Consider the following 11201-nt stretch of genomic DNA (forward strand, 5'->3'; position numbering starts at 1 on the left):
GCGGCGGCCGTACGACCGGGACCTGGTCGCCTGAGGGCGCCGGGGACGCCCGGGACGTTCGAGGAGGTTCACGGCCGCCGGGGCGCACGCCCCGGCGGCCGTTCGCCGTCTCCGGGACCGCCCCTCCGGCCGGCCGCGCGTCTCCCGGCGGCTCACGCCTCCCGATGGGCCGCGGCGTCCGCACGGGCGCGCCCGCGGGCCCGCCGGGCGGGCCCGCGCCACCCGCAACTGCAGGCCGCGCTGCAGAACGGGCCCTTCTCCACGGTCGAGATCAGATGCTCCTGCGGGGGTGCCTGCCGCTGGGGCGGCACCCCCTGGCTGTCGTCCTGCTGCACACGGTCACGGTACCGGCCGTGACGGGGGCCCGGAGCCGTCGTTAGTCGGAACGGGTTCCGATACGCGTGCTTGGGGGTCATCGACGATGGTGGTGCAGCGGGGGCGGAAGGGCAGGGCCGCGGCGGTCGGGGCGGTCTGCGCCGGGACGGTGCTGGCGGCGCTGGCGGCCGCGGGCTGTTCCGGGCGGGGGACCGCCGCCGCCGCCGACGTGAGCGCCGCCGAGGCGCGGGCCGCCGTCCGGGGGGCGGCCGAGGCGCTGGCCGGGGCGGGCACCTCCCGGACGCGTACGGCGGTGGAGATGACCAACGGGGGCACCCGGGTCACCATCCGGGGCACGGGCGTCTTCGACTACGGCAGGCGTACGGGGCGGCTGAGGGTGGTGCTGCCGGGGGAGGCCACCGGCGAGAGCGGGCGCCGCCGGGTCGTGGAACTGGTCACACCGGGCGCGCTGTACATGAGGAACCGGGGCGCGGGCGTGCCCGACGGCAAGTGGGTGCGCGTGGACACGGCGACCCTCCCGGACGGGAACCTGGTCACGGGAGGCGCCACGGATCCGATCAGCGCCGCCGAACTGCTGCGCGGCGTGCGGTCGGTGTCGTTCCACGGGGAGGAGCGGCTGCACGGCGAGACGGTGCGGCACTACCGGGGCACCGTGGACCTCGCGGCGGCGGCCGCGGCGGCGGAGCCGCGCTCACGCGGGCAGTTGGCCGCGGCGGCGAAGGGGCTCTCGAACCGGACGGTGGCCTTCGACGCGTACGTGGACGAGCGCGGGAGGCTGCGGAAGGTCCGCCACCGCTTCTCCTTCCCGCAGGCGGCGGGCGCCCCGGGGAGGCGGGGGGAGGAGGCCGCGGTGGTCTCCACCACGTCGCTGTACGGCTTCGGAGTGCCGGTGGAGGTCGAACTCCCGCGGCCGGAGGACATCTACACCGGGAGGATCGCCGCACCGTAGGTGGTGCGCCGGCGCGTAGCCGGGAGCGGTGGCGCTAAATGGCCCGGACGTGCCATGCGCGGGGGCGCGCTTCTTCCTACTCTTGAGTTCGGGTGCGTCGCAGGGGAGGCGGAGGAGGTGGTGCGTGTGTCCGGCGAGAACAGGGGTCCGCTGACCGAGGACCACGTGGCCCTCGACGAGATCGAGCTCTACGGGGAGCTGATGATCGCGGCGTCGGCCGCGGTCGAGGACCGGCTCAGCCCCGCCCGCATCGACGAGGTGCTGCGGGTCGGGCGCGACCACGAACGCAAGGGCCGCGGCCGCCCGCGGCCCTGAGCGCGGTCCGGCGGCCGCACACCGGCCGCCGGCGTCCCGGAGCGGGGAAGGACCGGACGGGGCGCTACGGAATGGAACAGGGCGGTACGGAACGGGCGTCAGGTGCGCAGCAGCCGGGCGATGGCGGCCGTGGCCTCCTCCACCTTGGCGTCGATCTCCTCGCCGCCCTCGGTGGCCGCCTGGGCCACGCAGTGGCGCAGGTGCTCCTCCAGCAGCTGGAGGGCGAAGGACTGCAGGGCCTTGGTGGACGCCGAGACCTGGGTGAGTATGTCGATGCAGTAGATGTCCTCCTCGACCATGCGCTGCAGGCCGCGGATCTGGCCCTCGATGCGCCGCAGCCGCTTGAGGTGGGCGTCCTTCTCCTTGGCGTAGCCGTGCGGTCCGTGGGCGGTCTCTGGACGGGCGTCGGTGGTCGTCATACGGTCCTCCCGTGGTCGCCGTGAGGATCAATACCCCCACTGGGTATATGGTACCGAATGTTCCGTTCTGTGGTGATGAGAGGCTGGATCCCCGGGTACGGAGCGTGTGGTCCGATGGGTGACACTGAAGGACGCCGGTCCCACGTGGCCGGATGATGCGCCTAGCATCATGAGACCGACAACGATGCACCTCGAGGAATCCCAGTGCGCTTTCGTCTGACCCCCAGGGAGACGAGCTTCTACGACATGTTCGCGGCTTCCGCGGACAACATCGTCACCGGCTCGAAACTCCTGATGGAACTGCTCGGGGCGGAGACCTCGGCCCGGGCCGAGATCTCGGAGCGCATGCGTGCTGCCGAGCACGCCGGTGACGACGCCACCCACGCGATCTTCCACCAGCTGAACTCCTCGTTCATCACGCCGTTCGACCGCGAGGACATCTACCGGCTCGCGTCGTCGCTCGACGACATCATGGACTTCATGGAGGAGGCCGTCGACCTCGTCGTCCTCTACCAGGTCGAGGAGCTGCCCAAGGGGGTCGAGCAGCAGATCGAGGTCCTGGCCCGGGCGGCCGAGCTGACCGCCGAGGCGATGCCGAACCTGCGGACGATGGCCAACCTCACCGAGTACTGGATCGAGGTCAACAGGCTGGAGAACCAGGCCGACCAGATCCACCGCAGGCTGCTGGCCCACCTGTTCAACGGCAAGTACGACGCGATCGAGGTGCTCAAGCTCAAGCAGATCGTGGATGTCCTGGAGGAGGCGGCCGACGCCTTCGAGCACGTGGCGAACACGGTGGAGACCATCGCCGTCAAGGAGTCCTGAACCACGTGGACACCTTCGCGCTCGTACTGACCGTCGGGGTCGCGCTCTTCTTCACCTACACCAACGGCTTCCACGACTCGGCGAACGCCATCGCCACCTCCGTCTCCACCCGCGCGCTCACCCCCCGGGCCGCGCTGCTGATGGCGGCGGTGATGAACCTGGCGGGCGCCTTCCTCGGCAGCGGCGTCGCCAAGACCGTCAGCGAGGGGCTGATCGAGACGCCGGACGGCCAGAGCGGGATGGCGATCCTGTTCGCGGCGCTGATCGGTGCGATCACCTGGAACATGATCACCTGGTACTTCGGCCTGCCGTCCTCCTCCTCGCACGCCCTGTTCGGCGGCATGGTGGGCGCGGCGCTGGCGGGCGGCATCGCGGTGTACTGGTCCGGGGTGCTCTCGAAGATCGTCATCCCGATGTTCGTCTCCCCGTTGGTCGGCCTGCTGCTCGGCTACCTGGTGATGGTGGTCATCCTGTGGATGTTCCGCAGGACCAATCCGCACCGGGCCAAGCGCGGCTTCCGCATGGCCCAGACGGTCTCGGCGGCGGGCATGGCGCTCGGCCACGGTCTGCAGGACGCGCAGAAGACGATGGGCATCGTGGTGATGGCCCTGGTGATCGCGGACGTCCAGGACCACGGCCAGATCCCGATCTGGGTCAAGGTCTCCTGCGCGCTGATGCTGTCGCTGGGCACGTACGCCGGAGGCTGGCGGATCATGCGGACGCTGGGGCGCCGGATCATCGAACTGGACCCGCCCCAGGGCTTCGCCGCCGAGACGACGGCGGCGTCCGTGATGTACACCGCCTCGTTCATGTTCCACGCCCCGATCTCCACCACCCATGTGATCACCTCCGCGATCATGGGCGTGGGCGCCACCAAGCGGGTCAGCGCGGTGCGCTGGGGCGTCGCGAAGAACATCGTGCTCGGCTGGTTCATCACGATGCCGGCCGCCGCGCTGGTGGCCGCGGTCAGCTACTGGGCGGTGAAGATGGTGGCGGGCTGAGGCTCTGTCCGCCGTCCGCCGTCCGCCGTCCGCGGGCCCGGAACGTGGGACGCCCGCCCCCCGGGAGCCGGGGGGCGGGCGTTTCGTCTTGCGGTGGCACCGCCATGCAGCACCGCAGACGGCCGGGACGGGCCGGATCAGCCGAAGCGGCCCGAGATGTAGTCCTCGGTGGCCTGGACCGAGGGGTTGGAGAAGATGCGCTCGGTGTCGTCGATCTCGATCAGCTTGCCGGGCTGGCCGACCGCCGCCAGGTTGAAGAACGCGGTGCGGTCCGACACCCGCGCGGCCTGCTGCATGTTGTGGGTCACGATGACGATCGTGAAGCGCTCCTTCAGCTCGCAGATCAGGTCCTCGATGGCGAGGGTGGAGATCGGGTCGAGCGCGGAGCACGGCTCGTCCATCAGCAGCACCTGCGGCTCGACCGCGATGGCGCGGGCGATGCACAGCCGCTGCTGCTGGCCGCCGGAGAGGCCGGAGCCGGGCTTGTTCAGGCGGTCCTTGACCTCGTTCCAGAGGTTGGCGCCCTTGAGGGACTTCTCGACGACGTCGTCGAGCTGCGACTTCTTGTAGGAGCCGTTGAGCCGCAGGCCCGCCGCCACGTTGTCGTAGATCGACATGGTGGGGAACGGGTTCGGGCGCTGGAAGACCATGCCGATGGTGCGGCGGACGGAGACCGGGTCGACACCGCCGGCGTACAGGTCCTCGTTGTCGAGCATCACCTTGCCCTCGACCCGCCCGCCGGGGGTGACCTCGTGCATGCGGTTGAGGGTGCGCAGGAAGGTGGACTTGCCGCAGCCGGACGGGCCGATGAAGGCGGTCACGGAGCGGGGCTCGACGGACATCGAGATGTCCTCGATCGCCTTGTGGGAGCCGTAGTACGCGGTGAGGCCGCTGACGTCGATGCGCTTGGCCATGGGAATCACTTCTCTTCTGCTCGTGCGGCCGGTCAGCGGCCGGTCTTCGGGGCCTTCCAGCGGGCTATGCCGCGGGCCACCAGGTTCAGGATCATCACGAAGGCGATCAGCACGAGGGCCGCCGCCCAGGCCCGGTCGTAGGAGGCCTCGTTGCCGTTTGCCCACTGCTCGTAGACGTAGTACGGCAGGGAGGACTGGGCGCCCTCGAAGGGGTTGTTGTTGATCGACTGGGCGCCGAACACCAGCAGCAGGATCGGCGCGGTCTCACCGGCGATACGGGCGACGGCGAGCATGACGCCCGTGGTGATGCCGCCGATCGCGGTGGGCAGCACGACCTTGAGGATGGTGCGCCACTTGGGCACGCCCAGCGCCAGGGACGCCTCGCGCAGCTCGTTGGGGACGAGCTTGAGCATCTCCTCGGTGGAGCGCACGACGATCGGCATCATCAGGATCGCCAGCGCCATGGCGCCGGCGAAGCCGGAGTAGCCGAAGTCCAGGATGATGATCCAGAAGGACAGGACGAACAGGCCGGCGACGATCGAGGGGATGCCGGTCATGACGTCGACGAAGAAGGTGACGGCCGTGGCGAGCTTGCCGCGCCCGTACTCGACCAGGTAGATCGCGGTCAGCAGGCCGATCGGCGCCGCGATCAGGGTGGCGATGCCGACCTGCTCGACGGTGCCGATGATCGCGTGGTAGATGCCGCCGCCGGGCTGGAGGGTGATCACACCGCTCATGGAGTGGGTGAGGAAGTACCCGTCCAGCACCTTGGTGCCGCGTGCGATCGTCTCCCAGATCAGGGAGGCCAGCGGGAGGACGGCGACCAGGAAGCTGACCCAGATCAGGCTGGTGGCCAGCCGGTCCTTGGCCTGGCGGCGGCCCTCGACGGCCGTGGTGAGGGCGTAGGTGGCCACGACGTAGACGATCGCGGCGATCAGGCCCCACTGGATGCGGCTGGCCAGGCCGAACGCCAGGCCGGCCCCCACGCCGACGCCCGCGGAGAGCAGGGCGAGGCCGACGGGGGCCCAGCGCGGCAGGCGGGGCTGCTTGAGGGTGCCGCCGGAGGGCGGCACGGCGACCGGGGGCTTCTCCATGACTGCGTTGCTCATCAGGCGTTCGCCCCCGAGTACTCCTTGCGGCGGGCGATGATCAGCCGGGCCGCACCGTTCACCAGAAGGGTGATGACGAACAGGACGAGGCCGGACGCGATCAGGGCGTCACGGCCGATGTCGCCGGCCTCCTTGAAGCCCGCGGCGATGTTCTGGGCGAAGGTGCCGCCGCCGGGGTTGAGGAGGCTGACGTTGATCAGGAAGCTGGGGGAGAGGACGGTGGCGACCGCCATCGTCTCGCCCAGCGCACGGCCCAGGCCGAGCATCGAGGCGCTGATCACGCCGGAGCGGCCGAAGGGCAGGACGGCCATCCTGACGACCTCCCACCGGGTGGCGCCGAGCGCGAGCGCGGCCTCCTCCTGCATCTTCGGGGACTGCTTGAAGACCTCGCGGCTGACGTTGGTGACGATCGGCAGGATCATGATCGCCAGCAGGATGCCGACGGTGAACAGCGAGCGCGGGGCGCCGCCGTCGTAGGAGAGGACGCCCGTCCAGCCGAGGAACTGGTCGAACCACTCGTACAGGCCGGTCAGGTGCGGCACCAGGAACAGGGCGCCCCACAGGCCGTAGATGATGCTGGGGACGGCGGCGAGCAGGTCCACCACGTACGCCAGCGGGGTGGCCACCCGGCGCGGCGCGTAGTGCGAGATGAACAGGGCGATGCCGACGGCCACCGGGACGGCGAGGACCATCGCGATGATCGAGCTGACGATCGTGCCGTAGGCCAGGACCGCGATGCCGAAGACCGGCGGGTCGGCGTTGGCGCTCCACTCGAAGGTGGTGAGGAAGTTGCCCTCGTTCTCGGCGAGGGCGACCAGGGTGCGCCAGGTGAGGAAGACCGCGATGGCGGCCATGATCACCAGCAGCGTGATGCCGGAGCCCCGGGAGAGGCCGAGGAAGATCCGGTCACCCGGGCGGGTGGCGGAGTCCTTGCCGGAGGGGCCCTTCGGTGGTGGGCTCTGCGGGGCTGCGGAGGCGGTGGGTGCTATGTCCATGGTTTCTCCGGTCTGGTTAGGGGTGTCATCCCCTGGCGGCGGTGCACCGGATGGGTCGTTCGTGTGCGGGGCGGTTTCGTGTGCGGACGCGGCCGGGCGGCCGGCTCCGCTGGGGTGCGGGGCCGGCCGCCTGCTGCGTCAGGAGAGGGAGGAGATGGTCTCGCGGACCTTGGTGATGATCTCGTCGGGGATCGGGGCGTAGCCGGCGTCGGCCAGCGCGCCCTGGCCGTCCTCGCTGGCCGCGTAGGTCAGGAAGGACTTGGTCAGCTCCAGGGACTGCTTGTCGTTGCCCTTGTCGCAGACGATCTCGTAGGTCACCAGGACGATCGGGTAGGCGCCGTCGGCCTTGGTGGCGTAGTCCAGCTCCATGGCAAGGTCGTCGCCCTCGCCGACGACCTTGCCGGCGGCGATGGCCTTGGTGGCGTTGTCGACGGTGGCCTCGACGGGCTCGGCGGCGCCGGTGTCCAGCTTCACGGTCGGGATGTTGTTGCCGTCGGCGTAGGACAGCTCGAAGTAGCCGATGGCGCCGTCGTTGTTCTTGACGTTGGTGGCCACACCGGAGGAGCCGTCGGCCGACTGGCCGCCCTTGCCGGCCCACGCCTTGGCGGGCTCGTACTTCCAGGCGTCGGGCGCGGCGGCGTGCAGGTACTCGGTGAAGTTGTCGGTGGTGCCGGACTCGTCGGAGCGGTGGAAGGCCTGGATCTTGGTGGACGGCAGCTTGGCGTCCGGGTTCAGCTTCTTGATCGCCTCGTCGTCCCACTGGGTGATCTTCGAGTCGAAGATCTTGGCGATGGTCTCGGCGTCCAGGACCAGGTCGTCCACGCCGGCCAGGTTGTAGCCGACGGCCACCGGGCCGCCGACCATCGGCAGGTTGATGCCCTGGCCGCCCTCGCAGACCTTCTTGGACTGCTCGACCTCCTCCTCCTTCAGGGCCGAGTCGGAGCCGGCGAAGCCGGTCTTGCCCTGGAGGAACTCCTGGATGCCCGCGCCGGAGCCGGTGGGCTTGTAGTTGACCGCGGAGCCCTCGCAGGCCGCCTGGTAGTTCTTGACCCAGATGTCCATCGCGTTCTTCTGGGCGCTGGAGCCGGACGCGAGGAGGTTGCCCTCGCCGTCGCACTTGATGTTGCCGGCGGCCTTGGCGCCGCCGCCCTCGTTGCCGCCCCCGGTGTTGTCGTCCGAGCCGCAGGCGCTCAGGACCAGTGCGCTGGAAACCACGGCGGCGCCGATGGCGAGCGTGCGGAGCCGGTTGGTGGGCTGAAGCTTCACTTCGTTCAGTTCCTTCCTGGGGCCCGCCGGTGGGGACGGCAAGCGGTGAGGTGTGTCCGGGTCTCGTCATTCAGCATGCGGGGCGGTCCGCGTCCGCCGGCGACCGGGCGCGCTCCCCATGAGGCCGAAATTAGGCAGGACAGGTGAAGCGCCCGGCGGCCGAGAGTGAACGAGAGGTGAACCTCGGCGGACGGTGCAGTTGACGAGGCCGCCGGTGCGGCTGCCGGTGCGCGGCCGGCGCGGGCCGGCCGTGCCCTCTGTTGCCGAAGTGGCCGACGTGGCACCATCCCCGGCTGGGAATCGTTACGCGCGGGTAGGGACCGTGTGGCGTGCGTGGAAGGGAGACGCGTGGAAGGGCAGGGGGGCGGCGCCGGTACGGCACGCCGTGGAAGGCCGTCGGCGGGGGCCGTGTCCGTGGGGGCGGCCGTCTGCGCGCTCGTGTGCGCGCAGTTCGCGCTGCTGGTGGTGCCGGCGGGAGCGGCCCGGGCGGAACCGGGCGGGCCGGACGCGAGGGGGAGGACCGGCGCCCAGGCCTCGCCGTCGCCCTCGCTGCCGATCCCGGAGGGCGGGGAGGCCGGGCAGCCGGGCGAGGACTCCGGCGAGGGCTCCGCCGCGCGCCTGGAGGAGCTCCGCAAGAAGATCGAGAAGCTCCACGACAGGGCGGAATCGGCCACCGAGGAGTACAACGCGGCCGACGAGCGGGCCGAGAGGCAGCGGCGCGAGATCGTACGGCTGGCCCGGGCGATCGTGCGGACCCGGGGGCAGCTGGACGATCTGACGGACCGGGCCGGGGCGATGGCCCGCGCGCAGTACCGCGGCGGCGGTCTGCCGCCCTCCGCGCGGCTGGTCCTCGACGGCGATCCGGAGGACTTCCTGCGCGACCTCGGCCTGCTCCGCAAGGGCGACCGGGCGGCCAGGGGGGTGATCGCGAAGCTGCGGACGGCCAACGAGGACCTGGACGAGTACGCGGACGAGGCCACCGGCCGGTGGGCGAAGCTGGAGGCGGACCGCAGGCGGAAGGCCGGGGCGAAGAAGGACGTCGAGGCCGAGCTGGCGAAGGCCGAGAAGCTGGAGTCGCGGCTGGAGGCCGACGAGCTGGAGCGGCTGCGGGAGCTGGAGGACGAGGCGGCCTGGGCCCGGCAGGCGCGCTGGCTGGAGTCCGGTGTGCTGGAGGAGATCGACCAGCGGGCTTCGGCGCGCGGCGGGAAGGCCCTCAAGTACGCCATGGCCCAGATCGGCAAGGACTACGAGTGGGGTGCCGAGGGTCCGGGCACCTTCGACTGCTCGGGTCTGACACTGCGTGCCTGGGAGGCGGCGGGCCTGCGGATTCCGCGCACCTCGCAGGAGCAGTGGAGGCTGCTGCCGCGGGTGGACATCACCGACATGCGCCCGGGCGACCTGATCGTCTACAAGCGTGACGCCAGTCATGTCGGCATGTACGTCGGCGACGGCGTGATGGTCCACGCGCCGCGGACCGGCCGGCAGATCACCACCGCCGGTGCGGGCTCGCTGCCGATCCTCGGTGTGGTGCGGCCTGACGCGTAGACTGTCTCGGTTGGTTACCCGTCGGCCATTTGGCATATGCCACAAGGCATTCCGTGCAGGGCCCCGGGGCCGCTATGGTCGCCCGGGGCGTCTCCACCCTGACGCCTGTGTGCCCTCGGGGGGAGGGAAGAGGAATTCGGCATGCCCGTATCGATGGGCGACGAGGTGATGACCGTGGCGCTGCCGCGGCAGTCCGCCGGTCCGAGGGCCGGTTCCCCCGGTCCTTCCGGTCCTCCCGGTTCCGCCGGGTCCCCCGGTGGGCTGACCCTGCTCGTCATCGAGGACGACCCGGCGGGCTCCCTGGCCATCCCCGAGCTGCTCGACGCCTCCGGGGGCCGGGTGAGGGTCCGTACCGCCCGCAACCTCACCGAGGCCGAGCGGCTGCTCACCGACGACGTCCACTGCATCCTGCTCGACCTGGCGCTCTCCGACGGCAGCACCGCCGGGGGCGCGCAGGAGGAGGGCGGGGACGAGCTGGACATACTGCGCCGGGTGCTGCGGCTGGCGCCCCGGCACGCGGTGCTGGCGCTCACCGCCGAGGACGACGCCGAGCGCGCGGCCGAGGCCGTACGCGTCGGGGCGCAGGACTTCCTCTTCCGCGACGAGCTGGACGGCCGGGTGCTGAGCCGGGCCGTCCGCTACGCGGTCGAGCGCAAGCGTGCGGACCTGGCCCAGCGGCAGCTCACCGAGTCGCGGCTGCGGGCCCAGGAGAACGCCCGGCTGGAGCGCGGGCTGCTGCCCACCCCGCTGCTGGACGGCTCGGAGCTGCGGTTCGCCGCCCGCTACCGGCCCGGACGCTCCCGGGCGCTGCTCGGCGGCGACTTCTACGACACCGTGCGCACCGCGGACGGGACCGTCCACGCCATGATCGGCGATGTGTGCGGGCACGGCCCGGACGAGGCGGCGCTGGGGGTGGAGCTGCGGATCGCCTGGCGGGCGCTGACCTTCGCCGGGCTCTGCGGCGACCAGCTCCTGGGCACCCTCCAGCGGGTGCTGGAGCACGAGCGCTCCAGCGACGAGATCTTCGCCACGCTGTGCACCGTCGACATCGCGCCGGACGGCCGGCGGGCCGGGCTGTGCCTGGCCGGGCATCCCGCGCCGCTGGTGGCGGGCGGCGGGCGCGGCCCGCGGCTGCTGCCGCACCACGAGGAGGGCGGCGGCCCGGCGCTTGGCGTGCTGCCGAAGGCCCGCTGGCCTCGCACCCAGGTGGAGCTGGGCGGCTCGTGGAGCCTGATGATGTACACCGACGGGCTGATCGAGGGCCGGATCGGCCAGGGCGAGCAGCGCCTGGGCCAGGAGGGCATGCTCGGGATCGTCGGGCACCGGATGGCCGCCGGGCTGCGCGGCGAGGAACTGCTGGACGCCGTCCTGGCCGAGGTGCGGGAGCTGAACGGCGACGAGCTGACGGACGACGTGGCCGTGATGCTGCTCGACCGGGGCTGACCCCCGGACGGGCGGCGGCCGGGCGGCCCGCCCAGGCGGGCGGGCCCGGCCGGCTCCGGTGGAGGCCCGGTCCCGGCGGCTCAG

At 71.6% G+C, this 11201-nt stretch carries 12 protein-coding genes; 6 read left to right on the plus strand and 6 right to left on the minus strand.

Annotated features, from left to right (window positions below; translation table 11 throughout):
• Positions 1–152: 152 nt before the first annotated feature.
• A complete protein-coding gene (locus ACLIYP_RS26565) occupies positions 153–335 on the minus strand; it encodes a hypothetical protein (RefSeq protein ID WP_412715637.1) in 183 nt (60 codons plus the stop codon).
• 86 nt (positions 336–421) lie between these two features.
• Here ACLIYP_RS26565 and ACLIYP_RS26570 point away from each other — a divergent pair, with 86 nt between their 5' ends.
• Complete coding sequence (locus ACLIYP_RS26570; protein ID WP_412715638.1) at positions 422–1285, plus strand: hypothetical protein; 864 nt, start codon at positions 422–424, stop codon at positions 1283–1285.
• A gap of 126 nt (positions 1286–1411) precedes the next feature.
• Positions 1412–1600 (plus strand): hypothetical protein, encoded by a 189-nt coding sequence (locus tag ACLIYP_RS26575; protein WP_093658661.1) that lies wholly within the window; start codon positions 1412–1414, stop codon positions 1598–1600.
• A 98-nt stretch (positions 1601–1698) separates the two neighbouring features.
• Here the strand turns inward: ACLIYP_RS26575 and ACLIYP_RS26580 are convergent, their stop codons facing one another.
• Complete coding sequence (locus tag ACLIYP_RS26580) at positions 1699–2019, minus strand: metal-sensitive transcriptional regulator (RefSeq protein WP_093658663.1); 321 nt, start codon at positions 2017–2019, stop codon at positions 1699–1701.
• Positions 2020–2223: 204 nt separating this feature from the next.
• Here ACLIYP_RS26580 and ACLIYP_RS26585 point away from each other — a divergent pair, with 204 nt between their 5' ends.
• Both ACLIYP_RS26585 and ACLIYP_RS26590 read left to right on the plus strand, forming a co-directional pair.
• Positions 2224–2844, plus strand: coding sequence for a DUF47 domain-containing protein (locus tag ACLIYP_RS26585; protein ID WP_093658665.1), 621 nt, complete (start codon positions 2224–2226; stop codon positions 2842–2844).
• Positions 2845–2849: 5 nt separating this feature from the next.
• Positions 2850–3845 (plus strand): inorganic phosphate transporter, encoded by a 996-nt coding sequence (locus ACLIYP_RS26590; protein ID WP_412715639.1) that lies wholly within the window; start codon positions 2850–2852, stop codon positions 3843–3845.
• A gap of 137 nt (positions 3846–3982) precedes the next feature.
• Here ACLIYP_RS26590 and pstB read toward each other — a convergent pair whose 3' ends face one another.
• From pstB to pstS, 4 genes are all read right to left on the minus strand, one after another.
• Positions 3983–4759: a phosphate ABC transporter ATP-binding protein PstB gene (gene pstB, locus ACLIYP_RS26595; RefSeq protein ID WP_410537881.1), complete on the minus strand. Its 777-nt coding sequence runs from the start codon at positions 4757–4759 to the stop codon at positions 3983–3985.
• A 32-nt stretch (positions 4760–4791) separates the two neighbouring features.
• A complete protein-coding gene (pstA, locus tag ACLIYP_RS26600; RefSeq protein WP_412715640.1) occupies positions 4792–5868 on the minus strand; it encodes a phosphate ABC transporter permease PstA in 1077 nt (358 codons plus the stop codon).
• Positions 5868–6863, minus strand: coding sequence for a phosphate ABC transporter permease subunit PstC (gene pstC, locus ACLIYP_RS26605; protein WP_412715641.1), 996 nt, complete (start codon positions 6861–6863; stop codon positions 5868–5870). The genes pstA and pstC overlap by 1 nt, the downstream gene beginning before the upstream one ends.
• A 138-nt stretch (positions 6864–7001) precedes the next feature.
• Positions 7002–8129 (minus strand): phosphate ABC transporter substrate-binding protein PstS, encoded by a 1128-nt coding sequence (gene pstS, locus ACLIYP_RS26610; protein WP_412715642.1) that lies wholly within the window; start codon positions 8127–8129, stop codon positions 7002–7004.
• Positions 8130–8543: 414 nt separating this feature from the next.
• Here pstS and ACLIYP_RS26615 point away from each other — a divergent pair, with 414 nt between their 5' ends.
• Together ACLIYP_RS26615 and ACLIYP_RS26620 are read left to right on the plus strand one after the other, a co-directional pair.
• Complete coding sequence (locus tag ACLIYP_RS26615; RefSeq protein ID WP_412715643.1) at positions 8544–9674, plus strand: C40 family peptidase; 1131 nt, start codon at positions 8544–8546, stop codon at positions 9672–9674.
• A gap of 168 nt (positions 9675–9842) precedes the next feature.
• Positions 9843–11117: a PP2C family protein-serine/threonine phosphatase gene (locus ACLIYP_RS26620; protein WP_412715644.1), complete on the plus strand. Its 1275-nt coding sequence runs from the start codon at positions 9843–9845 to the stop codon at positions 11115–11117.
• Positions 11118–11201 lie beyond the last annotated feature (84 nt).

The sequence above is a fragment of the Streptomyces nanhaiensis genome (genome assembly GCF_046614825.1).
GTDB lineage: Bacteria > Actinomycetota > Actinomycetes > Streptomycetales > Streptomycetaceae > Streptomyces > Streptomyces radiopugnans.